At 75.1% G+C, this 24,549-nt stretch carries 19 protein-coding genes; 3 read left to right on the top strand and 16 right to left on the bottom strand.

Translation table 11 applies throughout. The features are described from left to right. Window positions 1-39: 39 nt before the first annotated feature. On the bottom strand, window positions 40-969 hold the full coding sequence (locus ACFV1L_RS32320) for an amidohydrolase family protein (RefSeq protein ID WP_380372798.1): 930 nt from the start codon (window positions 967-969) through the stop codon (window positions 40-42). Window positions 970-1,399: 430 nt separating this feature from the next. On the opposite strand from ACFV1L_RS32320, the gene ACFV1L_RS32315 reads away from it, so the two are divergent. After that, a complete protein-coding gene (locus tag ACFV1L_RS32315; protein ID WP_380372795.1) occupies window positions 1,400-2,905 on the top strand; it encodes a tyrosinase family protein in 1,506 nt (501 codons plus the stop codon). A 227-nt stretch (window positions 2,906-3,132) separates the two neighbouring features. On the opposite strand, the gene ACFV1L_RS32310 is transcribed toward ACFV1L_RS32315, so the two are convergent. Both ACFV1L_RS32310 and ACFV1L_RS32305 read right to left on the bottom strand, forming a co-directional pair. After that, the gene (locus tag ACFV1L_RS32310) at window positions 3,133-6,744 is read right to left on the bottom strand and encodes a DUF4132 domain-containing protein (RefSeq protein ID WP_380372792.1); all 3,612 of its coding nucleotides are present in this window, start codon (window positions 6,742-6,744) and stop codon (window positions 3,133-3,135) included. Window positions 6,745-6,872: 128 nt separating this feature from the next. Next, a complete protein-coding gene (locus tag ACFV1L_RS32305; protein ID WP_380372789.1) occupies window positions 6,873-7,547 on the bottom strand; it encodes a response regulator in 675 nt (224 codons plus the stop codon). Window positions 7,548-8,189: 642 nt separating this feature from the next. On the opposite strand from ACFV1L_RS32305, the gene ACFV1L_RS32300 reads away from it, so the two are divergent. After that, the gene (locus tag ACFV1L_RS32300; protein ID WP_380372806.1) at window positions 8,190-10,073 is read left to right on the top strand and encodes an amino acid transporter; all 1,884 of its coding nucleotides are present in this window, start codon (window positions 8,190-8,192) and stop codon (window positions 10,071-10,073) included. A gap of 105 nt (window positions 10,074-10,178) precedes the next feature. Here the strand turns inward: ACFV1L_RS32300 and ACFV1L_RS32295 are convergent, their stop codons facing one another. The 8 genes from ACFV1L_RS32295 to ACFV1L_RS32260 form a co-directional block, all read right to left on the bottom strand. Next, window positions 10,179-11,114 carry a DUF4232 domain-containing protein gene (locus ACFV1L_RS32295; RefSeq protein ID WP_380372787.1) on the bottom strand — a complete coding sequence of 312 codons (936 nt, stop codon included), beginning with the start codon at window positions 11,112-11,114 and terminating at the stop codon, window positions 10,179-10,181. A 125-nt stretch (window positions 11,115-11,239) separates the two neighbouring features. Further along, window positions 11,240-12,295 carry an NAD(P)-dependent oxidoreductase gene (locus ACFV1L_RS32290; RefSeq protein ID WP_380372784.1) on the bottom strand — a complete coding sequence of 352 codons (1,056 nt, stop codon included), beginning with the start codon at window positions 12,293-12,295 and terminating at the stop codon, window positions 11,240-11,242. Further along, window positions 12,292-12,816, bottom strand: a complete 525-nt coding sequence (locus tag ACFV1L_RS32285) for a GNAT family N-acetyltransferase (protein ID WP_380372781.1) — start codon at window positions 12,814-12,816, stop codon at window positions 12,292-12,294. The genes ACFV1L_RS32290 and ACFV1L_RS32285 overlap by 4 nt, the downstream gene beginning before the upstream one ends. A gap of 20 nt (window positions 12,817-12,836) precedes the next feature. Then, the gene (locus ACFV1L_RS32280) at window positions 12,837-14,072 is read right to left on the bottom strand and encodes a DUF5685 family protein (RefSeq protein WP_380372779.1); all 1,236 of its coding nucleotides are present in this window, start codon (window positions 14,070-14,072) and stop codon (window positions 12,837-12,839) included. A 161-nt stretch (window positions 14,073-14,233) separates the two neighbouring features. Continuing rightward, a complete protein-coding gene (locus ACFV1L_RS32275) occupies window positions 14,234-15,004 on the bottom strand; it encodes an HAD-IIB family hydrolase (RefSeq protein WP_380372777.1) in 771 nt (256 codons plus the stop codon). A 151-nt stretch (window positions 15,005-15,155) separates the two neighbouring features. Further along, window positions 15,156-15,575: a DUF6188 family protein gene (locus ACFV1L_RS32270; RefSeq protein WP_380372775.1), complete on the bottom strand. Its 420-nt coding sequence runs from the start codon at window positions 15,573-15,575 to the stop codon at window positions 15,156-15,158. A gap of 73 nt (window positions 15,576-15,648) precedes the next feature. Further along, window positions 15,649-16,737, bottom strand: coding sequence for an NUDIX domain-containing protein (locus ACFV1L_RS32265; protein WP_380372772.1), 1,089 nt, complete (start codon window positions 16,735-16,737; stop codon window positions 15,649-15,651). A 153-nt stretch (window positions 16,738-16,890) separates the two neighbouring features. Beyond that, window positions 16,891-17,079 carry a YegP family protein gene (locus ACFV1L_RS32260; protein WP_380372769.1) on the bottom strand — a complete coding sequence of 63 codons (189 nt, stop codon included), beginning with the start codon at window positions 17,077-17,079 and terminating at the stop codon, window positions 16,891-16,893. Between the two features lie 312 nt (window positions 17,080-17,391). On the opposite strand from ACFV1L_RS32260, the gene ACFV1L_RS32255 reads away from it, so the two are divergent. Continuing rightward, window positions 17,392-18,798, top strand: a complete 1,407-nt coding sequence (locus tag ACFV1L_RS32255; protein ID WP_380372767.1) for an IPT/TIG domain-containing protein — start codon at window positions 17,392-17,394, stop codon at window positions 18,796-18,798. An 88-nt stretch (window positions 18,799-18,886) separates the two neighbouring features. Here the strand turns inward: ACFV1L_RS32255 and ligD are convergent, their stop codons facing one another. The 5 genes from ligD to ACFV1L_RS32230 all read right to left on the bottom strand — a co-directional run bounded on the left by ligD (window position 18,887) and on the right by ACFV1L_RS32230 (window position 24,532). Further along, window positions 18,887-19,813 carry a non-homologous end-joining DNA ligase gene (gene ligD / locus ACFV1L_RS32250; protein ID WP_380372804.1) on the bottom strand — a complete coding sequence of 309 codons (927 nt, stop codon included), beginning with the start codon at window positions 19,811-19,813 and terminating at the stop codon, window positions 18,887-18,889. A 113-nt stretch (window positions 19,814-19,926) separates the two neighbouring features. Then, window positions 19,927-20,721, bottom strand: a complete 795-nt coding sequence (locus ACFV1L_RS32245) for a phosphotransferase (protein ID WP_380372764.1) — start codon at window positions 20,719-20,721, stop codon at window positions 19,927-19,929. A gap of 49 nt (window positions 20,722-20,770) precedes the next feature. Next, on the bottom strand, window positions 20,771-22,093 hold the full coding sequence (locus tag ACFV1L_RS32240) for an aldehyde dehydrogenase family protein (RefSeq protein WP_380372761.1): 1,323 nt from the start codon (window positions 22,091-22,093) through the stop codon (window positions 20,771-20,773). A 62-nt stretch (window positions 22,094-22,155) separates the two neighbouring features. Next, a complete protein-coding gene (locus ACFV1L_RS32235; RefSeq protein WP_380372758.1) occupies window positions 22,156-23,958 on the bottom strand; it encodes an asparagine synthetase B family protein in 1,803 nt (600 codons plus the stop codon). After that, a complete protein-coding gene (locus ACFV1L_RS32230) occupies window positions 23,951-24,532 on the bottom strand; it encodes a hypothetical protein (protein WP_380372755.1) in 582 nt (193 codons plus the stop codon). Before ACFV1L_RS32230 ends, ACFV1L_RS32235 begins: the two co-directional genes overlap by 8 nt. Between the last annotated feature and the right edge of the window lie 17 nt (window positions 24,533-24,549).

Below are 24,549 nucleotides of genomic sequence, written 5' to 3'. Positions count from 1 at the left end.
GCATACGCCCGCGGGCGGACGCCGGAGCCTGACGGTCGCTCAGAGGGCGAAGAGCTTCGCGGCGTTGTCGTGGCAGACCGCCCGCAGCCAGTCGGCGCCGAGGTCCAGCCGCTCCAGGGCGCGGAGCTGGTGCAGGTACGGGTACGGGATGTTGGGGAAGTCGGTGCCGAGCAGGATCCGGTCGCCGAGGTCGGCGAGCCGGGGCAGCGCGCGGCGCGGGAACGGCATGAAGCTCTCGGTGAAGTCGGTGAACGCCATCGTGGTGTCCAGGTGCACGTGCGCGTACCGCTCCGCCAGGTCCAGGAACTCGTCGTACTCCGGCATGCCCAGGTGGGCGACGATCAGGCGCAGTCGCGGGTGCGCTTCGAGCACCCGGGCGGCAGGCCCGGGCCCGGTGAAGCGGCCCGGCGCCGGACCGGAGCCGCAGTGCATCACCACCGGCACGCCCGCGTCCGCCAGCATTCCCCACGCGCCGCGCAGTTGCTCGTCGGCCGGGTCGTAGTCGCCCACCTGCACGTGCGCCTTGAACACCCGGGCGCCCGCGTCGAGGGCCTCCCGGACGTAGGCCTCGGCGTCCGGCTCCGGGTACAGGGTCGCGGTGTGCAGGCAGTCGGGGGTGCGGCCGGCGAAGCCGACCGCCCAGTCGTTCAGCCAGCGGGCCATGCCGGGCTTGTGCGGGTACAGCATGGAGGTGAACGCCCGGACGCCGAACTCCCGCAGCACGGCGGTGCGTTCGGCCTCCTCGGTGCGGTACGTGATCGGCCAGGCCAGACCGCCGACCAGCGGCCCGTTGGCGTCGAAGTACTCCCAGACCTTGCGCAGCACCCGCTCCGGCATGAAGTGGGTGTGCACGTCGATCAGCCCGGGCAGCCCGAGCCCGGCCCAGAAGCTTCGCACCTCGGCCGCCTCCGCGCGAAGGTCCTGAGCGCCGTGCCCCCGCTCGCCGCAGGCCTGCTGGGGTGAACTCACTGGGGTGCCTCTCCGTCGAAGGGCCGCCGACCGGGAGCGCCGGGCCGGCCGCTGCCCGGTGGCGTCCGGACCGATCAGCGTATGCCGCCCGCACCCGACGGGACCGCGCCCACCCGTGTGACGATCACCACCACGGACGGCCCACGCCCCGGCCGGCCCCGGCCGGCGTCCTCCCACGCCGGATCCACCGCCGGCCCGGACCGCACCGCACGGACCGGCCCGGGCGGCGGCACCGCACCTGACGGAGGCTCGGCCGAGCGGGTGTGCACTGTCCGGCCCAGCCTGCCTCGCCCCCGCTCGCGGCCGCTCCGACCATGGCCCCATGCGTCGATCGCGCGGCAGCCCCCGGAGGATCCGGCCGACGCGACCGTCCGGGCCGACCGCGCCGTGCGGCCGGCCCCACGCCCGTCCGGAGCCCAGCGGAGGAAGCATGAACACCACCCCAGGAAACCCGCCCGCCGACCAAGTCGTCGCCGCACCGACCTACATGGCGGACATCCGCTTCTTCTTCCGCCCCGAGGACATCGACCACATGGCCGCCAAGGGGATCGAACTCGGCACCTACGACGGGGTGAAGAAGAACGCGCTCGCCGTGCTCGCGCAGACCTCGCCGCCCAACGCCCAGATGCCCCCGGACGCGGCGGGCAAGTGGAGCACCGAACGCGCCCAGACCTTCAAGAACTGGATCCTCAACGGGTTCCCGCTCGGCACCGCCACCGCCGGCGGCCCCCCGCCGCCGAGCGGAGCCGCCCCGACCCGGCTCCGCAAGGACATCACCGCCCTGACCGACGCCGAGTTCGAGCTGCTGAAGACCGCGTTCAACGGCCTGATGGCCCGTGACACCGACGCCCCCGACAGCTACTTCGCACTGGCCGGGCAGCACGGCCTCCCGCAGAGCTGGTGCCTGCACCACGAGAACCGCTTCAACCCGTGGCACCGCCAGTACCTGCTCAACTTCGAGAACGCGCTGCGCTCCGTCCCCGGCTGCGAGTCGGTGACGCTCCCCTACTGGGACATCTCGACCAACCTCCCCGACCGCCTCCAGCACCCGCCGCTCGACAAGTACGTGCTGCCCGCCGACCCCGGCGCCAACGCGACGCCGCAGCCCGTGACCGGCTACTTCCCGTACACCACCAAGCGGTACCAGGTCGCCACCATCGCGCAGAACGTCCGGAACTTCGGCGTCCTGGACGACATCGCCACCTCGCTGACCCAGTCGCTGTGGGGCACGTTCAACGTCAACGGCTACCAGGACTTCTCGATCCAGGCCCACGACGGCGGCCACGGTTCGATCGGGCCGACGATGGGCGACCAGAACGTCGCCTCGTACGACCCGGTGTTCTGGTTCTTCCACTGCAACATCGACCGCCTCTGGCTGAGCTGGCAGACCCGCGTCGGCGGCACCACCCTGACCGGCTTCCGCTCCACCCTGGGCGCCGACACGGACTGGCTCACCTCGCCGTTCAACGCGCTGCCGCCGTTCACCGAGACCGCCGACCAGACGATCGAGAGCCAGGTCTCCTACGACCGGCTGGAGCTGCCCCCCGCCCTGGAGAGCGCCTTGGAGAACCTGTCCGGGAGCATCGACGCGGCCGGCACCTTCGCGTTCCGCAGCGCCAACCCGGTGTCGGTGCGGGTGAAGGGCATCGACCGGCTGAACATCCCGGGCTCGTTCGTCGTGACGCTGCTCTCCGACGGCGAGCCGGTCGCGCAGCGCTACTTCTTCCAGCCGAAGACCCCGCGCAAGTGCCCGACCTGCGTGGAGAACGGCATCATCAACCTCGACTTCCGGATGCCGCAGGACCAGCTGGTCGACCGGTCGCTGTCCGTCCGCATCGACGTGCCCGGGCACTCCGACGAGATCGGCACCGCCTTCCCGCTCGCGCAGGCGGGCAACCCCACCGTCAACGCGCGACTCCTGGCGGAGGACGCGTAGCCACCCGGCCCCGGACACCCGGCCCGGCGCCGACGGCCCTTCCCAGGGGGCCGCCGGCGCCGGACCATTTCGGGGAACCGCCCAGGCGGACCGGGTCCGGCCCGGGCGGACGACCGCGCCCACCGCGACGGCACCGTCGCGCGGTCGCCGTCCGCCCTCGTGCCCTGTTCCCGGCCCTCGGTGCCCGTGCTCGATCTCCGGCGCCGTGCCGGTGCCGCTGCGCCGGCTCAGCCGGCCGTCAGCTCCTCCAGGTCGGCGAGGAGTTCGGAGGCGGTCACGGCGTCGAGATCGGCGAACCGGTCGCCGTACGGCTGGTTCGGCCAGTAGTCGTACGCCCGGGCGTCCAGCCACACCGTGCGGAAGGTCTGCTCGGCGTTCTCCGACACCGCGCCCACCCAGATGCCCGGGTCGAGGGCGATCACCAGGTGCCGGCCGTTCGGCAGCGGCTTGTGGAACCAGCGCTCCACCCCCGCGTCCTGCGGCGCGCCGCGCTGCCAGCCCCGCTCGGTCAGCCCCAGCAGACGGCCCACCGGCACCTTCGCCCCCTCGAACCGGTGCAGCCGGTGCCCGGCCGCCTCCTCCGCCGTCAACGCGACCGCCGGACGGGCCAGCTGACGGAACGGCTGCAACAGCTCGTAGCCGGCGAACAGCTCCGCCCACGCGGCCACGCCGTCACCCAGCAACAGCGGGTGCGCGAGCCGGACGACCGCATCCTCGGGCAGGACGAACGCCTCGTCGTGGACATCGGCGAAGGTCCGGTCCTCGGCCACCCGGAAAGCGGTTTCCGCCGTCGTCCAGACCAGCCGCCGCACCAGGTGCTGGAGCAGCGGATGCCCGACCAGCAGACCCCGGAACTCGGCCGCCGTCCACTCCCGCCCGGCCACCATCGCCGCCTCCAGCCGCACGATCTGATCGGCCGCCAGCGAACGGACGTCCTTCTTCAACGCGGCGAACCGCTTGCGCTCCGCCGGCGCAAGCTCCGGATCGTCCTTGGCGGCCGGCGCGGGAAGATCCTTGCGGCGCTTGCCGTCCCCGTCCAGCACGAACGGCCGCAACTGCTCGTCGAAGCCCACCGTGAACGTCCGCGAACCGTAGTCGACCACGGTCGTGCCGTCCGCGCCCAGCCCCAGATCGGGAACCAGCCGGTCGCCCAGCTGATCGCCCGTCAGGCCCAGCGCCTCCGCGATCTCCGCGACCTTCTCCCGCGCCCGGGACTTCAGCGCCTTGAACTTCGCCCGCTGCGCGATGCCGTGCAACTGCATCAACGCGACGTCGCTGCCGATCGCCGCCAGCACCTCCAGGCCCTCCACCGCACGGTGGTGCGCGCCCGCCCCCGGCCAGTCCCGCAGCACCGGCGCCAGCCGGCGGGCCGTCCCGTCGTCGCCCCACTCGCCCAGCACGAACAGCGCCCAACTGTCCGCCGCCGGCATCCCCGCCTGCTGCCACTCCTCGAACAGCGCCCACCCGAACTCGGCCGCCGACTCCGGCCGGACCGTCTCGCCCACCAGTGCCAGACCCGGATACGGGTCACGCAGCTTCGACAACGCCATCATGGTGACCACGTGCCGCACCGCCGACCGCGGCAGCGCCTCGCCCGAGCGCAGCACCAACGGCGGCAGCGCACCGAGCAGCAGCCACTCCGGGAACTCCGGCATCCGCGCCGGCAGCGCGTTCACCAGCGGATCCGCGCTCAGCACCTCCGCCACCACCGCCGCCACCCCGTCCCCGTGACGAGCCGTCACCGCCGCGAGCAGGGCGTCCGCGCCGTGCTGCGCCGCGACCAGCCGCAGCGCGTTCTCGGCGGCCGTCCGGGCCCGGCCGGCCTTTCCGACGGCACTCGGCACCAGCAGCAGGCCACCCGCCACGCCGTGCCGGGCGAACCACGAACGAGCCGTCGCCCGAAGCGACTTGAGCCGGATCAGGGCGTCCGCCATCACCGCCGCCACGGTGGCGTCCCGGAACGGCAGCAGCGCCGGCACGACGTGCGCCGGCTGGGTCGGCGCCCCCGCGTGCAGCAACGGCAGCGCGGCCAGGCCATACTTGGCGACCACCGGACGCAACTCCTCGGCCCCGCCCCAGAAATCGCCCGGCCGCCAGGAGGACAGGTACGGGGCCATCACCTCCGCCGGGCCGTGCACCAGCAGCTGCGCCCCGTACCAGAGGCCGCCCGCGTGGGTCAGCCGGGCTCTCGCCTCGGCCGCCCAGTCGAAGCCCGGGGCGAACGTCCACGGAGCCGGCGCGGCGACCTGCCACTGCTCCGCCTCGCCGTCCTTCCACACCAGTTCGGCGGCGTCGTCGGCGGTGATCCCGGTCAGCACCTTCGGCCTGCGGGCCGGGCGGGGGCGCGTCCACGGCGGCGAGGTCAGCAGCTCCGGCAGCGACTCCGCCGCCGCCTCCGGCACCCGGCGCGCGGCGACCAGGGCCGTGACGAACCCGGCGGTGCGGGCGTCGAGCCGGGCCACCACCTCCGGCACCTGCGCGCGGAGCTCGCCGAGATGGCTGGCCAGCAGCCGCCGCGCGGTGGCGGCGTCCGGGCCGGTCTGCTGCGCGGCCTCCGCCAACAGCCGTGCCGCGCGCACCGGGTAGCGGCGCATCGCACGCAGCAGACCCGGCCGGACGTGCCGGGCACCGATCCGGTCGAGCAGCACCCGGAACGCCTCGTCGCCGGGGAACTCGGCCAGGTGCAGCGCCAGTTCACGGATGCTCTCGTTGTCGTACATGTTCGACAGCGCCTGCTCGAACAGCGGTACGCACGCGGGGCCCACCGCGTCCGCGAGCGTGGCCAGTTGGCCCGGCGTCCAGCCGTGCCAGGACCGGACCCGCTGCTCGGCGATCCGCTCGGTCTGCTCGACGGTGTTGACGGACTGCACCAGCAGGGCGTGCGCCACCTCGTTGATCTGACGGTGCCTCGGCAGCTCGTCCAGGCACTCGTCCACCCAGCCCGGCGTCTCCGGGGCGAGGAAGGCGGTCACGATGCGGCGGTCGCGCCTGGTCCGGATCGCCGCCAACTCGGCCAGCACCGAACGGCGTTCCGCCTCGTCGGCCAGCGCCAGCACCCGCCGGACCTCCCGGGCCAGGGCGAACGCGAACTCCATTTCGCGAACCTCCCGCCGACCCGCGCTGTCCGCCACCAGCACGCCCCGGTGGTGGTTCGGCCGGGCGCACCCGTTGTCGAACTCGAAGGACGCCACCGTCGCGCGGGCCGCGAAGCCCAGCCCGAACCGGGCGATCCAGGAGTCCAGCACCTGCTCGAAGCCGCCCTTCTGCCAGGTCTCGCGCAGCATCGCCGCCACCGCCACCGCGCCGGGCGCGTTCGGCTCCCCGCGCAGGTGCGCCTCGGCCGACCGCACCAGGTGCTTGTCGGAGCCGCGGTCCTCGAGCACCCGCTGGATCCAGGTCTCGTTCCCGGCGATCCACCGGGCCTCCGCCTCCCCGGCCGCGACGGCGTCCACCACGCGCCGGGGCGACCCGAGCGGAACCCCGCCGCCACGGCGCGGCGCGACCAGCGCGAGCCAGGAATCCGGCAGCACGAAGGCGTCCTCGTCCGGGAGCCCGGCCGGTGCGGCGGCGGTCGGCGCGGCACCGGCGGAGGCGCGAGCCGGGGGAGGCACCGGAGTTGACGTCGGGTCGGCGGCGGTCGTCGGGCGGTAGCCCTTGCGCTCCTTCTCGGCGATCTGCTTCGCGAGGTGCGCCTCGGCGGCGGCCGGGTCCGCGCACTCCTTGACCCGGGTGCGTCCCGCGGCGCCGATCCGGCCGTACCGGACCTGCACCGACGCGCCGTCGGCCGCCGCCTCCCAGAACTTCGCCGAACCGTCCCCGACCCGTTCCCAGCGCCGCACTGCCCCTCCTGACACACCGATGGCCCGGGTGGCCGCCACACGCGGTCGGCCACCCACCGGGAACCCTAGCCAGCAGCCAGGACACCACCACCGGCCCCGGCCGGAGCCGGGCACGGATCAGGGCGGAGTCAGGCGCTGCGCTCGGGGGAGTGCGCGGCCAGCGTCTGGGTGGCGATCACCGCGGCCTGCACGCGGCGCTCCACGCCGAGCTTGGCCAGCAGCCGGGAGATGTGGTTCTTGACGGTCTTCTCGGCGAGGAACACCCGCTCGCCGATCTGCCGGTTGGTGAGGCCCTCGCCGATCAGCGCCAGGATCTCCCGCTCGCGCTCGGTGAGCTGCGGGAAGTCGGGGGCGGGCGTGGGGGCCTCGCCGCGGAGCCGGGCCATCAGCCGGGTCGCGGCGCCCGGGTCGAGCATGGACTGCCCGGAGGCCACCGTGCGGATCGCGGTCACCAGGTCGGTGCCGCTGATCTGCTTGAGCACGTAGCCGGCCGCGCCGGCCATGATCGAGTCGAGCAGCGCCTCCTCGTCGTCGAACGAGGTGAGCATCAGGCAGGCGAGTTGCGGCATCCGTGAACGCAACTCCCGGCACACCGAGACGCCGTCGCCGTCGGGCAGCCGCATGTCGAGCACCGCGACGTCCGGGCGCAGCGCCGGCACCCGGGCCAGGGCCTGTTCGACCGTGCCGGCCTCGCCGACCACCTCCAGGTCGGGCTCGGAGTCCAGCAGGTCGTGCACCCCGCGGCGGACCACCTCGTGGTCGTCCAGCAGGAACACCCTGATCGGTGCCGAACCCTCGGACATGGCAGCAACTCTCCTCGCGCGATTTCCGGACGCCCGGAGCGTCGCCCGGGTACAGACACCCCGCAGTCTGCCAAACCGAACACCGGCACCGACAGGGCCCATCCGCCCTGACCGCGGGCCGGTTCGGGGCCGGTCGGCCCTTGACAGCGGAAGTACAGACGTGCTCGAACCGTTCGCGGCGGCCGAACGGACTCCCGGACGGACCGCCGGCCGACCGCCGGCCGACCGCCGGACCGGGCCGCCGAACGGACTTGCCGGACGGGGCCGCCGGACGGACTTGCCGGACGGCCGTTGAGCGGTTCGCCGAGCGGTTCGCGGCGGGGGCCGGCGAGCCCTGCCGGGCGCCGTGCACGGACGTGCACCGGCGGGCAAAAGGCACGCCAAACCCGGACCAAGGGGGCGTCAAGCAGTCGGGACCGGTGCCCGGGCGGGCAGACGGGGGACGTTACGCTCCAGCCTGCCCCGGACGGCGGCGGAGGTGGCCTACATTGACGTGGGAGTCCGCCCGGTGGGCCGGAGCATCCGGCGGTCCGGGGCTCCCGACCTCGCGACAGGAGCTAGACAGTGGTCCAATCCGCCCCCACGGACGCAGGGTCGGCGCGCCAGCGCCTGCGCTCCTGGCTGCTGGAAGGCCTGTCGGACATGGCCAAGCAACACCCCGGCCCGCACGCCCAGGCCCCCGACCAGCAGCACGGGCAACGCTGGTGGCGGGTGATGTGCCTGACCGGCCTGGACTACTTCTCCACCCTCGGCTACCAGCCCGGGATCGCCGCCCTCGCCGCCGGCCTGCTCTCCCCGATCGCCACCATCGTGCTGGTCGCCGTCACCCTGCTCGGCGCGCTCCCGGTCTACCGCCGGGTCGCCCAGGAGAGCCCGCACGGCGAAGGCTCGATCGCGATGCTCGAACGACTGCTGTCGTTCTGGAAGGGCAAACTGTTCGTCCTCGCGCTGCTCGGCTTCGCCGCCACCGACTTCCTGATCACCATCACGCTGTCCGCCGCCGACGCCACCGCGCACCTGGTGGAGAACCCGCACCTGACCAGCGTGCTCAGCGGCCACCAGGTGCTGATCACCCTGCTGCTGATCGCCCTGCTCGGCGGGGTCTTCCTGAAGGGCTTCAGCGAGGCGATCGGCGTCGCGGTCCTCCTGGTCGCCGTCTACCTCGCGCTGAACGTGGTGGTGGTCGCCGTCGGCCTCTGGCACGTCCTCACCGCCCCGTCCGTGATCACCGACTGGACGCACGCGCTCAGCCTGGAGCACGGCAACCCGCTCGTGATGATCGGCGTCGCCCTGGTGGTCTTCCCCAAGCTCGCCCTCGGCCTGTCCGGCTTCGAGACCGGAGTCGCCGTCATGCCGCACATCGAGGGCGACCCGGACGACACCGAGGAGCGGCCCACCGGGCGGATCCGCGGCGCCCGCAAGCTGCTCACCACCGCCGCCGTGATCATGAGCTGCTTCCTGATCACCACCAGCTTCATCACCACGCTGCTGATCCCCGCCGACGACTTCAAGGCCGGCGGCCCCGCCAACGGCCGTGCGCTGGCCTACCTCGCGCACCACTACCTGGGCGGCGCGTTCGGCTCGGTCTACGACCTGTCGACCATCGCCATCCTGTGGTTCGCCGGCGCGTCCGCGATGGCCGGACTGCTCAACCTGATGCCCCGTTACCTGCCGCGCTACGGCATGGCCCCGCACTGGGCCCGCGCGGTGCGGCCGATGGTGCTGGTGCTCACCGCGATCGCCTTCCTGGTCACCTGGCTGTTCGACGCCAACGTCGACAAGCAGGGCGGCGCGTACGCCACCGGCGTGCTGGTGCTGATCACCTCCGCGGCGATCGCCGTCACCATCGCCGCCCACGCGGCCCGGCAGCGCAACTGGACCATCGGCTTCGCGATCATCGCCGCGGTGTTCCTCTACACCACCGCCGTCAACATCGCCGAACGCCCCGACGGCGTGAAGATCGGCGCCTGCTTCATCGCCGCCATCGTGCTGGTCTCGCTCGCCTCCCGGCTCGCCCGCGCCTTCGAACTGCGCGTCACCGACGTCCAGTTGGACGAGGTGGCGGAACGCTTCGTGCGCGACACCGCGCACCGCACGATCCGCTTCATCGCCAACGAGCCGGCCGGCCGGGACCTCGCCGAGTACCGCGACAAGGTGCACCAGATCCGCGCCGACAACGACATCCCGGTCGAGGACGACCTGGTCTTCGTCGAGGTCACGGTGCTCGACCCGTCCGACTTCGAGGCCGAACTGAAGGTCCGCGGCGAGGTGCTGCACGACCGCTACCGGGTGCTGACGCTCGAACACTCCAGCGTGCCGAACGCGCTCGCCGCGATACTCCTGCACGTGCGCGACACCACCGGGCAGCTCCCGCACATCTACTTCGAGTGGACCGAGGGCAACCCGTTCGCCCAGTTCCTCCGGTTCTTCCTGTTCGGCCAGGGCGAGGTCGCCCCGGTCACCCGCGAGGTGCTCCGCGAGGCGGAGTCCGACCGCAGCCGCCGCCCGCGCGTCCACGTCGGATAGCGCTTTCCGTGCGCGCGGCGGGTGTTGGGAAAGCGCTTGCCGCGCGCGGCGGGGCGGCGGGAAAGCGCTTGCCGCGCGCGGCGGCTGCGGCCCCGGGCGGGGTGGTCAGGAGGGCGTGGTCTCGCGGGTCCAGGCGCCGATGCCGAGGCGGCCGGTGGTGCCGAGGTCGAGTTCGGGGGTGACGGTCACGGGCGCCGCGTCCGGGGTGGGGCGCACCCGCAGGTACGGGGCGAGGACCGGCTCGGACGAGGCGTCATCGGTGTTGCGCCACACCACCGTGGAGCCCGCGCCCTCGCCCGGGGCCAGCACGATCCGCTGCGGCGGGGAGTCGGCGCCGGTGCCGGTCGCGATCGCCGCACCGCCCTTCAGGACCTGCAGCGGGTCGACCGGCTTGTGGGCCTCGTCCAGCGCCTGCACCTGCGGGTAGCCGTTCAGCGTCACCGGAGCCGTCCCGCAGTTCACCAGGTGCAGGCCCACCACCCGCAGGCCCATCGCCGCATCGCCGCGGTCCGCGTACAACCGCACCCCCGACGCCGGGCACGGCCCGCCCTCGGAGGGCGCTTCGGCGGTCGGGACGCTGCGCACCCGGGTGATCTTCACGCCCGGGACGATCGGCTGCCCGGAGGCCAGGCCGCGCGGACCGCCGGAGCCGACGTCGAGGCGGCCGCGGGCGGTCGCGCCGGGCGGCACCGCCACCACCGTGCCGGTCGGGTTGGTGTTCATCCGCTCATCGGCGCCCGTCCATTCGAACAGGACCGAGAAGTCGGCGGCCTCGGAGCCCGTGTTGGTCACCTCGAACTCCGCGCAGGCGTCGCTCACGGAGAGGATCCGCACCCCGTTCCGGACCCAGCCCTCCCGTGCCGCCCCCTGCGGCGGCGCCCCGCACGGCCCCGCGCTCGCCGACGGTCCGGCTGCTCCGGCCGCTCCGGCATCCGCGGTCACCTCCCCGCACCCGGCCAGCAGGGCGGCGGCGGACACGGCGGCGGCGGTGAGCACGGCGGAGCGGGCGGGCCGGGCAGACCGGGCGGTGATGGTAGGCATCCGAAGAGTCGATCACGCCGCGGTCGGTCAGTCCGTGACCCCGGTCACAGCGCGGGCAACAGCCCTGCAACAGCGTGCCCGCCCGGATCCTGATGCGGGGTCAGCGCGTGAGACGGCGCACCTGCTCAGGCCCGGGCGACCGGCACGCCCTCGGGACGGCCGGCCAGCAGCGCCGCCAGGTGGTCGGCGCAGCGCAGCGCGGCCTGTTCCACGGCGCCGTGCGTCATGCCCGCCACGTGCGGGGTGAGCAGGGCGTTCGGGAGGCCGGACAGTGGGGAGGCGAAGGCGGCGTGCTCGTGCTCGAAGGTGTCGACGGCCGCGCCCGCCAGCGGGTGGGCCGGGTCGCGCAGGGCCGCGGCGAGCGCGTGCTCGTCGACCAGACCGCCGCGGGCCGTGTTGACCAGCAGCGCGCCGGGACGCAGCAGGGCCAACTCCCGGGGGCCGAGCAGTCCGCGGGTGCCGGGGGTCAGCGGCAGGTGCAGCGACAGCACGTCACTGGCGGCCAACAGTCGCTCCAGGGAGTCGAGTTGCTCGACTCCGGCGATGCGTGCGGGATTCCGTGACCAGCCCAGCACCCGTGCGCCGAGTGCCGCCGCCCGGACCGCCAGGGCCCGGCCGATCCGGCCGAGCCCGACCACGCCGAGGGTCAGCTCGGACAGGCCCCGGGCCGGCGGGGGAGCGGTCCAACAACCTTTGTGGCAGGCCGTGTTCAGGTCGACCAGGCGGCGGGTCAGGGCCAGGATCCGACCGAGTGCGAACTCGGCGACGGCGTCCGCGTTCGACCCCGGGGTGTGCGTCACCGTCACGCCGAGCCGGGCGGCGGCGGCCAGGTCGACGTGGTCGGTGCCGGCGCCCGCGCGGCCGATCACCCGCAGCGGCCGGTCCAGCGCCCGATCGGTGGCCGCCGTCAGGAACCCGGCCCGCAGCGGCACTCCGGCCCGGGACTTCAGCGCGTCGAAGCCGCGTCCGCCGTCCCGCACCGCGTCGCGCAGGACCGACTTGTCGAACGGGTCGAGGTCGGTGAACGAGAGCCGCCCGGCCCAGGCGGCCCGCGTCGCCGCCGGATCGGCCACCCGGCGCAGGTTCAGCGTCACGTCGAGACCGTGACCGAGCAGTCGGTCGAGTTCCCGGCCGAGCAGTTCCCCGGGTGCCGCGTCGAGCAGCAGGACCCGCCCGGTCACATCGGAAGCGAGTGCAGACGGACCGGGCCGGCCGGCCAACCGGTGCCCGGGGAAAGCGGTTTCCACATCGCGCCGAGCGGGACGGGCACCGGGCCTTCGGGCTGATCGGCCGTCACCGGCCCGGGCAGGGCGAGCCAGCCGAGGCGGGCGTAGAGCGGAGCCCGGTCCGGGAAGCAGAACAGCAGCGCCCGGTCCAGGCCGTCGGCGCGGGCGGCGTCCAGCGCGCCGGTGACGGCCACCCGGGCCAGGCCCCGGCCGCGCAGTGCCGGATCGACGAGGACGCCGCCGACGCCCGCGACCTCGAAGCGCTGACCGCCGACCTCCACCGGCACCACCACGAACCCGGCGTGCGCGACCACCCGGCCCTCGTGCCGGACACCGAAGTGCCGCTCCTTGGGCCGCCAGGTCACCCCGAGCGGCCCGGTCCCGAACGGGTCGGCCGCGCCGCCGGCCAGCGCCCGGATCTCCGGCGGGCCCCAGTCGGCGAGCTCCGCCACCGTGAACTGCTGTGCGTCATCCATCCGTTCCGCCTCCTCCAGTGCTACGAGCAGTCGCAGCAGCACCCGTCGCAGCCGCAGCCGTCGCACCCGCAGCAGCCGTCCTCGGGGCAGCAGCTCCCGTCGCAGCCGCTGCAGCAGTCGCACGCGTCGCAGCAGGAGTCGCAGTTCCGTCGGCAGAACCCCTTGCGGCGCTCCCGGGAGAACGGGTGGTCGTGCTCGCAGCACAGCAACTGGCAGGTGCAGGCCATCGCCAGCCAGGCCGCACACCCGGCCACCAGGCCCCGGCGCGGCTTCGCCGGCACCGGCGGCAGCTGCGGATCCGACGGCGCGTCAGGGTCGGTCGGCGCGGCCGGCCCCGCCGAGGTGTCGGCAGCTGTCCCGGACGGCGCCGCACCCGCCGGCGCCCGGTGCGTGCACGCGCGCCCGGGCCGGCCGAACACCCGGTCCACCGCCTCGCCGGTCTCGTGCGCCAGCAGCCGGTGCACCAGCGCCCGGTCGGTGAACTCCACTTCCGCCAGGGCGAGTCCGATGCCGTGCACGGCGTCCCGGCAGAGCCGCTGCGCCTCCTGCTGGGAGGTGCCCGAGACGGTGAGCGGGTTCCACAGGCCCTGCGCCTCGTCCTGCTGCCGGTCCTCGGCCGCGTCCAGCAGGTGCGCCAGCCGCCCGAACAGCCGGCCCGCCTCGGCGAGCGCCGCCGCGTTGCCCGGACGCCCGGCCAGCACGGCCGTGTGCGCGAACGCCGCCGCCGTCGCCTCCTCGGTCGGCGCGGTCGCCAGCAGCAGCGGACCACCGGCCGTCACCAGCCGCTCCGCCTCCTCCTGACGGGCCGCCGCGGCCAGCAGCACGCCGGTGTCGAACCCGACGGCGGCCGCGCTGCCGGCGCTCTGCCGCTCCCAGCGCCGGGTCACCCGGCGCGCCCCCGCCGCGACCGGGCGGCGCGCGAACACGCCGTCCCCGTCCAGCACGTGGTCCCGGACCTTCACCGACGCCAGCGCGAGCGACACCGCCGCCGCCAGCCGCGCCCCCTCGCCCCGGGCCACCGGGGCCGTCCGCATTCCGCGCAGCGGGCACGGGCCCGCCGTCCGCCGGTCCGGGTCGCGCGGGGACTGCGCCTCGACCAGCACCGAGATCACCAGGCCGTCGTAGTTGGTCGCGCTCCGCGCCAACTGGCCGTGGTCGTCCCGCAGCGCCAGGCACAGCCCGCACAGGTGCGCCAGCCAGGAGGCGTGCAGGCGCTCCGACAGCCGGTGCCGACACGGCCTGATGATCCCGAACAATGCCCCGCCCCTTCCGGCCCCCGTCCGCCATGATCGGCGGTCATCCTAGTGACGCACCCTCACCCCCGAAGGTTCCGGCCCCCGCCGAACCCGGCCGGCTTCCGTCGGACTCCGGACGCTGCCGCACAGCGAGGCGGGCGGGGCCCGCACCGGGTGCGTGATCAGGCCGCGGTCGTGCCGGCGGCCAGTCGCAGGATCTCCGCGGCGACGGCTTCCGGCTCCGCGGCGACCGTGACGTGGGCGACGCCGTCGAGCGCGGGGTGGGCGCCGACGCGGACGGCGTGCCCGGCACGGCCGAGCAGGGCGAGGTCGTTGATGTCGTTGCCGAACGCGCTGTACCGGTCGACGCCCAGCGAGGCCAGGGCCTCCCACTTGTCGGTGGTGCCAGGCGCGAAGTCGATGATCGCCTCGCCCTCGTGGTGGTTGACGGACAGTCCGAGGGCGCGGCAGGACTCCGCCAGGCCGTGCAGGTCGGACGCCGAGACCACCAGGAACTTGACCACGGCGGGCAGTTCGGCCAGTTCGACCCGGCGGCCCAGCCCGTGCGCCTGGACGCGGCCGATGATCGGGTGGTCGCCGGGGCCGGTGTAGGCGTAGTCCCACGGGCCGTCGGCGAGGTAGCCGGCCCCGAACCGCTCGACCTCGCCGAGCAGCACGGCGAGGTCCTCGGCGGCGAACACGGAGCGCGTCCGGACCTGTCCGCCGACCGAGACCAGGCTGCCGTTGCCGCCTATCAGGGTCGCGCCGGGGAACGCCCCGCCGAGCACCGGGAGCAGGTCGCGGACCGGCCGCGCGGAGGCGAAGACCAGGTGGTGGCCGGCCCGTTCGCAGGCGTCGAGCGCGGACAGGATGCGGGCGTCGATCGTCCTGCCGTCGAAGCAGAGCGTGCCGTCGATGTCGAAGACCGTGATGGGACCGGTGGAAGTGATCATGATCGAGAGTACCGGGCGGCGACCGTGCACGACCTACCGGCCCCCACCGGCCGAGGGCTCCGGAGCAGTGCGCCTGACGGCCCCTCGGGCCGCCCGGCGCCGCGCGGCCACCCGGGTGGGCGCTCACCCGGGTCCGGCCACCCGGGGCCGGCTACCCGTCCGCCGGGCCGCCGTCCGGCCCGCCGGTGAAGAGCAGGCCGGCGGGGGAGGAGAGCTGCCACGGGTGGACGGGGCCGCCCGGGCCCGGATCGGGGGCGACGGCCAGAGTGTGGCCGGTGTCGAGGACCAGGCGCAGGCCCCCTGCGGGGGTGACGGCCGCGCCGGTGACCGTTGCGCCCGACAGTGCGCCCAGTGCACCGGACGGTGCGACGCCGAGCGCCGGGTAGAAGTGGTCGACCTCTGCGCCGCGCAGCAGCCGGAAGTCGTTGCGGACCGTCAGCAGCAGCCCGTCGTCCAGCCGCAGGACCAGCCGGTCGCCGCCGCCGAGCGACCGCACCGTACGGCCCGTCAGGCCCAGCCCGGATCCGGGCTCGTGGTCACGGTCGTGCGCAGTCCTCGTCGAGCGCTCCATGCCCGCATCCTCCCCCGCCGAGCGCCCCGCTATCCGTGCGACGCGCCCGGCCCGGCCACGGCCGACAGCCCCGCTACGGCTCGGCCACCACCGGCGAACCCGACTGCGGCACCCCGTTCAGCAGCTCCGCCGGGCCCGCGCCCGACGGCAGCCCGAGCACGTCCAGGCACGCCGCCAGCCGCTGCGCGCCGGGCGGCGGCAGCAGCCGCTGCGCCTCCTCGGGGGTGAACAGGCCCCACTCGGCGATCTCCTCCTCCTGTATCCGGATCGTCGACAGCAGCTCGGACGTCACCGTCCCGCCGTCGAACACCAGGACGGTGCGCGCGAGTTCGTCGCCGTGGCCGGGCACCCAGTCGATCGCCAGCAGCCGGCCCGGCTCGCGCTCCCAGCCCAGCTCCTCCCGGGTCTCCCGCCGCGCCGCCTCCCGGGGCAGCTCGCGGTCCGCCTCGATCGAGCCGCCCGGCAGCACCCACACCGACTCGTCGTTCCACGGCGTCAGCCGCACCAGCAGCACCCGGCCGCGCCCGTCCCGGAACAGCATCCGCGCCTTGCCCCGGATCCGCGGCCGGCTCGCGTAGTAGGTCGCCCGGTCCATCGGCGGCGGCGGGGCCGGCCGGTCACCGCCCGGCGGCAGCAGCGCCGCGATCCCGGCCGCGCCGGTGTACCCCGGGTCCGGCCACGGCCGCAGGTGCAGCGCCGTGTGACCGGCCGGCATCCCGTCCGCCAGCTCCAGCGGCGCGGCCGATCGCGGCGCCAGCGCGCACGACCCGACCCGGCGGGAGAGCAGCGGCGCCAGCGCCGGCAGCAGCTGCTCGGGCGTCAGGTGCACCAGCGCGTCCAGCTCCGCGGCCTCCAGCCGGATCGCCGCCCGCTGCTCCTCGGTCAGCGGGTCCGCCCAGTACAGGAACGCCGCGATGGGCGGCCTGCGGTGGTAGCGGGACCAGTCCAGGCAGGCGAGTTCGCGCAGCACCGGGGTGATGCCCAGCTCCTCCTGGATCTCCCGGACGGCGGTGTGCCGGGGCGACGGGTCGGAGGCGTCCCAGCCGCCGCCCGGCACCGAGATCGGGTGCTTCGCCCGGTACGACACGCGGGCCACCATCACCCGGCCCTGCTCGTCGGGGAACAGCACCCCGGCCGCCGCCAACAGTCCACGCCCCGTCATCGCTGTGTTCCCCTCGTCCCGGACGATCAGCCTTCCCCCGCAAGCATGCCGCAGGAGCGGTGGCCCGAACCGCCGACGACGGCGAGCCCGTGACGACCGGTCAGGTCGGTCACGGGCTCGCCGTCGCGGCCCGGAGCGGGGGCCGCCGCGCCGTCAGGCGTTCGCGCCGGTCTCCTGGAGCTGCGCGTACGGCGCGAGCTTGCGGATCGACTCGATGCTCTTCAGGCACTGCTCCCGGGACTCCTCCGGGTCTCCGGTCACCACGATCGCGCCGTTGCTCGCCTTCAGCCGGAACCGGTGGTTGCCCGACTCGTCCACGTACAGCTCGAACTTCCCAGCCATGCCAGTGATTGCCTCTCACTCGGGTACGTCCCCCGAAACGGCACCGTACGGACTGCCCGGGGGCGCCGCCCGCCGGAGCGGGCCATCCGGGGGTGCGCCGCGCGGTCGTGGCGTTCGGCCACGACGGGCCCGCGGCCGCGCGGAGCCGCGGGCATCGACAGCGGGTTGCGGAGGATCGAACTCCGAACGTCGATGGACGGGGTGCTCCTGCGTCAGCCATCCTGTGGGCCGTCAGAATACGCGTACGAAACGTGACTTCGACGCCGTCCGGCCGGCGGCCGGACGGATCGCATCCCCGGAGAGGCGGAGCAGATGACACTGGCCCCTGAGAGCGGGGCGACGCGCCCTGGCCGCAGACGAACACTGCGGCGCGGTGCGGCGGCGGGACTGGCGACCGTCGTGGTCGGGGCGCTGGCGGCGGTGCTGCCGGCCGCGGCGGGGCACGCGGAGCCGGCGCGACAGCCGGTCCACGCCGCCGACCGGAACGGCACTTCGGTCACGGCTCCCGTGCAGTACGGGTACCAGGCCCCCGCGCCCGTCGTGACCGGCATCGCGCCGAACCACGGCCCGCTGGCGGGCGGTACGGCCGTCGTCATCACCGGCAAGTACTTCACCGGGACGACCGCCGTCCGCTTCGGCGCCGACACCGCGCAGTCGTACCAGGTCGACAGCGACACCCGGATCACCGCGGCCGCGCCCGAGAACGTCACGCCCGGCGCGGTCGACGTCGTGGTCCGGACCGCGACCGGCTCCAGCGCCGCCGTGCCGTACACCTACGACGTGACGCCGCCCGTGCTGACCGGCATCGCGCCGGACCGCGGCCCGCTGGCCGGCGGCACCACCGTCACCCTCACCGGCAGCGACCTGAGCGGCGCCACCGCGGTGAACTTCGGTTCCGCGCCCGCCACTTCGTTCACCGTCGTCGGTGACGGCCGGATCACCGCCACGGCCCCGGCGGCGAGCGCCGTCGGCCCGGTCGACATCACCGTCACCACCCCCGGCGGCACCACGGCCGGCCGGGCGTTCACCTACCAGGACCCGGCGGTCACCGGCTCGTTCGTCTTCCACCAGTACTCGGACCCGAGGGCCGGTTCCACGGTGAAGGCGGGCGACAGGGTGACCTACGACGTCTCGGTCGCCCAGCAGGGCCCGGACGACGTCCGGGGCGCCAGCATCGCCGGCGACCTGTCGCAGCTGCTGGACGACGCCGCCTACAACGGGGACGTCACGGCCTCCCACGGCACCGCCGAGGTCGAGGACGGGAAGCTGACCTGGACCGGCGACCTGATCGTGGGCTCCAGCGTGGCGGTCCGGTTCTCGGTCACCGTGACGGGCGAGGGCGACGGCCGGCTGCACAGCGCCGTCACCACCACCGACCCCGGCAAGCGCGGCAGTTGCCGGGCGGAGTCGAGCTGCGAGACCGACCTGACGGTCCAGGGAGCGAGCACCCCGAGCCCGACCCCGACGCCGACGGTCGCCCCGACCCCGACGGTCGCCCCGACCCCGACGGTCGCCCCGGTGCCGACGCCGGCCGCCGTCGACGGCGGTCGGGTCACCGGCGGCAACCCGGGCCCGGCCGCGCCGGCCCAGCAGGACGGGTCGGGCATCCTGGCGAGCACCGGGGCCGACGTGGCGGCCCCGGCGGCGACCGGACTCGCGCTGCTGGTGGTCGGCGGGCTCACCGTCGCTCTCACCCGGCGCCGGGGCCGGCGGGCCTGACGGAGGCTCGGCCTGACGGGCGGGGCGCCCGCGGCAGCCGGCCGCGCGGGAGTGCCGCCCGTCGGCGTTCCGGGGACCTGACGGAGACTCAGCCCGGAGTCTCGCGGACGACCGTCGCCGCGGGGCGGTCGGTGCGGACGCCCTGGTAGCGGGGGGCGCGCAGGCGGCCGTCGCGGGTCCACTCGGTGAAGCCGACCTGCACGACGAGTTCGGGGCGCACCCAGTGCGGCCCGCGCAGCGGAACCTCCTCGGCGAACGGGCTCACCGGGGAGGCGAGTTCGACCAGGACGCGGTGCAGGGCGCGCAGCGTGCTGGTGTCGAAGCCGGTGCCGACCTTGCCCGCGTAGCGCAGCCGGCCGTGCTCGTGGTAGCCGAGCAGCAGCGCGCCGAACGCCTCCCGGCTGCCCGCCGGGTCGGTCCAGCCGCCGACCACGAACTCCTGCCCGGTCTCGCACTTCAGCTTGAGCCAGTCACCGGAGCGGGTGCCCGTGTAGCGGCCGGCGGCGCGCTTGGCGATCAGCCCCTCCCAGCCCCGGGCGCAGGCCTCGGCGAGCGGGACGGGGACGCCCGGCTCGGCGGCCGTGTACTCGGACAGGCGCAGCGGCGGGCCGAACTCGACGGCCTCGGTGAGGAGTTGCTTGCGGTCCAGCAGGGGCAGGCCGGTGGTGTCGTGCCCCTGCAGGGCCAGCAGGTCGAACAGCACGTAGTCGACGGTGACGCCGCTGGCCAGCGCCCGGACGGGGTCGTGCAGTCCCATCCGTTGCTGGAGCCGGGCGAAACTGGTCCGGCCGTCCTCGAAGGCGACGATCTCGCCGTCCACCGCGAAGCGCGGCACGGGTTGCGCGGCGAGCGCCGCCACCAGCTCCGGGTAAGCGCTTTCCAGTTGCTGGCCGGTGCGGGAGCGCAGGGTCACCCGGTCGCCGTCGCGCACCGCCAGCGCGCGGATCCCGTCCCACTTCCGTTCCAGCACCCAGCCCTCGTCGAACACCCGCCGGGCGCTCGACACCGCCAGCATCACTCCGCCACCGCTCACCCCGGCAGCCGTTCCCCGCCCGCACCGCCCGCGAATCCGGCGCTCACCCGCCCGGCTGATCGCCCGTCGTCCGCAGCCGGCCGGCCGACGGCGGGTCACTCAGCCGGCGCCCGTTCCAGCAGTGGGCGTTCGGCGGCGAGCCAGCGCTGGAGGCGGTCCCAGCGGGACCAGCCGCCGTAGGAGTCGAAGTACCCGACGAACGCGGGCTCCCCGGCGGCGACGCGACGGCCGACGAAGGCCCGGCAGACGGCGGTGGCCTGCTCCAGGACGGCCGGGAGCGCGGCCCGGTCGGCGGCCGGGAGGCCGTACGCGTCGGCGAACAGCCGCAGCCGGCGCCGGACGTCCAGCCGGGCGCGGCCGGTCTCGGCGGCCGTCTCCGGGTCGAGCACCGGCACCCAGTAGCGGGCCGCCATCGCCACGTCCCACACCGGTCGCCCGGGCGCGGCCAGGTCGAAGTCGATCAGCGCGGCGGCCGCGCCGCCCCGGAACACCACGTTCTCCACGCACACGTCGTTGTGGCAGAGCAGTGCCCCGCCCTCCGGGTCCGCCAGCTCCTGCGACCAGTCGGCGCGCCCGTCGAACGGCGTGCGCGCGGCGGCCTCGTGCCAGCGCCGCAGCAGGCGTCCCACCGAGACCAGCGCCTCCTCCCCGAGCGCCCACCGCGGGTACGGCAGCACGGCGACGTCCCCCGGCAGGAACTCCAACCGCTGCCGCCCGCCCACCGGTTCGCCCACCGGCACCGGGGCTCCCGCGAACCCGCCGGCCCGAAGCGCCGTCAGAAAGCCGTGCAGCGCCGCCGCCTGCACCGGCGCGGGCCGCTCCACCACCGCCCCGCGCCGCACCACGGCGCCGGCGTTCGCCAGCCCGCCGGTCAACTGTTCCTCGTCCATCCGCCGATCCTTCCCGCCCGGACGTCCGTGGTCCAGCGTGCCCCCGCCGTCAGACCAGCCGGGCCGTCACGGTCTTCGGGCGCTGGTACTCGCGGAGGGCGAGGGTGGACAGGTCGGTGCCGGCGCCGCTGCTACGGCGGCCGCTGTGCGGGAGTTCGGCGGACTGGGCGAGGTGGCAGTTGAGCCAGACCTCGCCGGCGGAGAGGCGGTCGGTGAGGGCCAGGCCGGTGGAGAGGTCGGTGGTCCAGACGGAGGCGGCGAGGGCCTGCGGGACGGACTCGGCGAGGGTGACGGCGTGGTCGAGCGTGGTGGCGCGCTGGACGGTGAGCAGCGGGCCGAAGACCTCCTCGACCACGGCCGGGTCGTCGGCGGGCAGGTCGGCGAGGACGGTCGCGGGCCGCCACAGGCCGTCGCCGCGGCCGGGCGCGGTGCGGACGGTCTTCGCGGCGCTGGCGGCCAGGATGCGGTCGTAGCGGGCGGCCTGGTCGCGGTTGTTGAGCGGTCCGAAGTCCCGGCCGGCGTGGCGCTCGGCCATCGCGGCGGCGAGCGCGGCCACCGCGGCGTCGTACGCCTCGTCGAGGACGATGACCCGGGCGGGGGCGGCGCAGCTCTGGCCGGCGTTGTAGGTGCAGGCGGCGGCGAGCTGCCGCCAGGTGTCGGCGGGGGCGTCGGGCAGGACCAGGACGGGGCTGTTGCCGCCGAGTTCGAGGCTGACGGGGGTGAGTCCGGCGCGGGCCGCGACGTCGGCGCCGCCGGCGGGGCTGCCGGTGAAGGCGATCAGGTCGCAGCCGGCCCCGACCAGCAGCCGGCCGGTCTCGCGGTCGCCGGGCAGGGCGGTCAACACGCCCGGGCCGAGGGCCTGTTCGGCGTGCGCGGCGAGCAGCAGCGCGCTGTCGGGGGTGGTCTCGGCGGGCTTGAGGACCACCGTGTTCCCGGCGGCCAGCGCCGGGGCGCAGCGCCAACCGGCCATCAGCAGAGGGTAGTTCCACGGGACGACGGCGGCGACCGTGCCGACCGGTTCCCAGCGCACCCAGCTCTGGTGACCGGCCAGGTAGTCGCCGGCGGCGGGCGCGGCGTTGGCCCGGACCGCGCCGCCGTAGAACCGGAACAGGTCGGCGACCTCGGCGATCTCGCCGTCCGTCTCGGACCCGGGCTTGCCGGTGCCGGCGGACTCGGCGGCGGCGTACTCGTCGGCGTGGCGCTCGATCAGGTCGGCGAGTGCGGCGAGCCGGCGGTGGCGTTCGCGCGGGGTGAGGGCGGCCCAGCGGGGCCGGGCGTCGCGGGCGGCGGCGACGGCGGCGGACACCTCGGGGGCGCGGCCGGGGGCCAGGGTGCGGCGGACGGCGCCGGTGCGGGGGTCGATCAGGTCCATCTGCGGTGCTCCAGGGGTTGCACGGTCGGTCGCACGACCGGGTGGCCGGTGACCGGGGCGGGTCACAGGTCGTAGGCGCGCAGCCAGAGTTCGAGGGTGAGCAGCAGCCACAGCTTGCCGCCCTGGCGGGGCAGCAGCAGGCCGCTGCCGCGCATCCAGGTCTCCACCGTGTCGGGCCGGAACAGGCCGCGGGCGCGGGCGGCGGGGCCGAGCAGCAGGTCGCCGGCGAGTTCGCTGAGCGGGCCGCGCAGCCACTGCTGGACGGGCACCCGCATGCCGCTCTTGGGCCGGTAGGTGACGGTGTCGGGCAGCAGGTCGCGCACCGCCTCCTTGAGGATCCACTTCTCCTCGGTGCCGCGGAGCTTGAGCGCCGGCGGGGTGCCGAAGGCGTGGTCGACCACCTGCCGGTCGAAGAGCGGCGAGCGGCCCTGGACGCCCTGCGAGGAGGTCAGCCGCTCGACCTTGGTGAGGATGTGGTGGGCGCCCTTGGTGCGCAGGTTGCAGTGCAGCAACTGGTCCAGCAGGGACGGCATCCGGCGGTCCGTCAGGTACGGGGCGACGTGCCGGCGCGGGTGCGCGGCGGGGCCGAGCGCGTCCAGTTCGGCCAGGGCGTCGCCGGTCAGCAGGACCGGCAGGTCCTCCCAGCACTTGCGGTAGGTGTGCAGGTAGGCGTCGGAGCGGGCCTGCTCGGACGGGTCGTCGCGGAGCAGCTCGAACACCAGCATGGCGAGGTTCTTCGGCCCGCCGAACACCGGGTCGCCGCCCTCGCCGTTCAGCGACACGCTCAGCCCGTCGCCGGCGACCGCCTCGGCGAGCATCAGGTTCGGAACGGTCAGCGGGTCGCCGACCGGGCTGTCGAGCAGGGCGACGGTGTCGGCGAGGCGGGCCGCGACCTGCTCGCCGGGCACCGTCAGCACCTGGTGCCGGGTGCCGCAGTGGGCGGCGACCAGCCCCGAGTAGCCCAGCTCGTTGGGCAGTTCGTTGCCGAAGCTGATCGAGTAGGTGTGCACCGGCCGGTCGTGCAGCCGCGCGGCCAGCGCCGTCACCAGCGAACTGTCCACGCCGCCGGACAGCAGCACCGCGACGTCCTCGCCGTCCGGCAGCCGTCGTGCCACCGCCCGCTCCAGCAACGCCCGCAGTTCAGCGGCGAACTGATCGGACGTCAGGTCCTGGTCGGAGGTGCGGTGCTGCGGTTCCCAGAACTCCTCGACCCGGACCGAGCCGTCCGCGCGCAGCCGGGTCACCCTGCCGGGCAGCAGTTCGGACACGCCGCGCAGCAGCGTCTCGGCGCCCGGCAAGTAGGCGAAGGTGAGGAACGAGCGGACCGCGGCCAGGTCCAACCCGGTGTCCACGTCAGGGCGTTCGCGCAGTGCGCGGAGCGAGCTGGAGACCGCCCAGCCGCCGCCGCTGGTGCGGCAGTGGAAGGCCGTGCGGGCGCCGACGTGGTCGCGGACGAGGACCAGGTCCGGGCCGTCCAGCACCGCGAGGGTGAACATGCCGTCCGCCGCGCGCAGCCCGTCCGGACCCAGCGCCAGCCAGCAGCGCAGCAGCAACTCGCCGTCCGGGCACGCAGGTTCGGCCGGGCGTCCGGCGGCGGACAGGGCGGCGTGCAGCTCCGCCCGGTTGTGCAGGGTGACTTCGCCGACGGCGGTGCGGCCGTCCACGGTGAACGGGCCGTCCGCGAAGCCGGGCACGCCGGTCAGCAGGGCGGCCGAGCTGCGCCGGCCGCCGGACTCGAACGGGCCCGCCACCAGGCCGGGTTCGGGCCGCCGCTCGCCGTCGGCGGGCAGCGAGACCACGGTGTAGCGGGCCGGCCCGCGCACCGCCGCTCGGGCGGGCGCGGCCAGGCGCTGCGGCTCAGCCAAAGTCGTCCCCGTCCCAGGCGTCGGCGCCGTCCGACGCGTCCTGCCCGTCGCCGCCGTCCCCGGCCGTGCCGAAGCCGTCGTGGTCGTCGAACCCGTCGTCGGGCCCGTCGTCGAAGCCGTCACCGTCACCGCCGTCACCGCCGCCGCCGTCACCGCCCGAGGACCGGGCGCGCTCGGCCTCCCGGCGCAGCTCCTCCTCCTCGTCGGGGGAGAGCAGTTCGGGCGCGTAGTGGGCGGCCGCGATGCCCGCGCCGAGGCCGAGCGCGCCGAGCACCACGCCGACCCGGCCGGGGAAGGAACTGCGGTTGACCAGCACGTACCGGCCCTGCCCCCACACCGTGCGGCCGTAGCCGATGTCGCGGCCGTAGCCGGCCCGGCCGTCCGCGTGCAGGCGCTTGACCAGGTCGCGGCCCAGGCGCTCGTCGGTACCGGAGTCGCCCCGGTCGTCGCGCCAGTGGATCCGGCCGTCCGCGCCGCGGCTGCGCCACTCGCTGCGGCCGTCGGAGTACCGGCGGTGCACCGTGCCGTCGGCCAACAGCTCGTCGCTGTAGGTGATTTCGGGTGGCTGAGTCATCGTCCACGGTCCTCGGG

Origin of the sequence: Kitasatospora sp. NPDC059646 (assembly GCF_042734615.1) — a bacterium.
Taxonomy (GTDB): domain Bacteria; phylum Actinomycetota; class Actinomycetes; order Streptomycetales; family Streptomycetaceae; genus Kitasatospora.
This window is presented reverse-complemented; position numbering and strand designations above follow the sequence as displayed.

Coding starts and splice junctions, on each gene's coding strand:
- ACFV1L_RS32315 (WP_380372795.1), top strand. CDS start 1,400: ATGAACACCACCCCAGGAAACCCGCCCGCCGACCAAGTCGTCGCCGCA.
- ACFV1L_RS32305 (WP_380372789.1), bottom strand. CDS start 7,547: ATGTCCGAGGGTTCGGCACCGATCAGGGTGTTCCTGCTGGACGACCAC.
- ACFV1L_RS32300 (WP_380372806.1), top strand. CDS start 8,190: ATGGCCAAGCAACACCCCGGCCCGCACGCCCAGGCCCCCGACCAGCAG.
- ACFV1L_RS32295 (WP_380372787.1), bottom strand. CDS start 11,114: ATGCCTACCATCACCGCCCGGTCTGCCCGGCCCGCCCGCTCCGCCGTG.
- ACFV1L_RS32285 (WP_380372781.1), bottom strand. CDS start 12,816: ATGGATGACGCACAGCAGTTCACGGTGGCGGAGCTCGCCGACTGGGGC.
- ACFV1L_RS32275 (WP_380372777.1), bottom strand. CDS start 15,004: ATGATCACTTCCACCGGTCCCATCACGGTCTTCGACATCGACGGCACG.
- ACFV1L_RS32270 (WP_380372775.1), bottom strand. CDS start 15,575: ATGGAGCGCTCGACGAGGACTGCGCACGACCGTGACCACGAGCCCGGA.
- ACFV1L_RS32265 (WP_380372772.1), bottom strand. CDS start 16,737: ATGACGGGGCGTGGACTGTTGGCGGCGGCCGGGGTGCTGTTCCCCGAC.
- ACFV1L_RS32260 (WP_380372769.1), bottom strand. CDS start 17,079: ATGGCTGGGAAGTTCGAGCTGTACGTGGACGAGTCGGGCAACCACCGG.
- ACFV1L_RS32255 (WP_380372767.1), top strand. CDS start 17,392: ATGACACTGGCCCCTGAGAGCGGGGCGACGCGCCCTGGCCGCAGACGA.
- ligD (WP_380372804.1), bottom strand. CDS start 19,813: ATGCTGGCGGTGTCGAGCGCCCGGCGGGTGTTCGACGAGGGCTGGGTG.
- ACFV1L_RS32245 (WP_380372764.1), bottom strand. CDS start 20,721: ATGGACGAGGAACAGTTGACCGGCGGGCTGGCGAACGCCGGCGCCGTG.
- ACFV1L_RS32240 (WP_380372761.1), bottom strand. CDS start 22,093: ATGGACCTGATCGACCCCCGCACCGGCGCCGTCCGCCGCACCCTGGCC.
- ACFV1L_RS32230 (WP_380372755.1), bottom strand. CDS start 24,532: ATGACTCAGCCACCCGAAATCACCTACAGCGACGAGCTGTTGGCCGAC.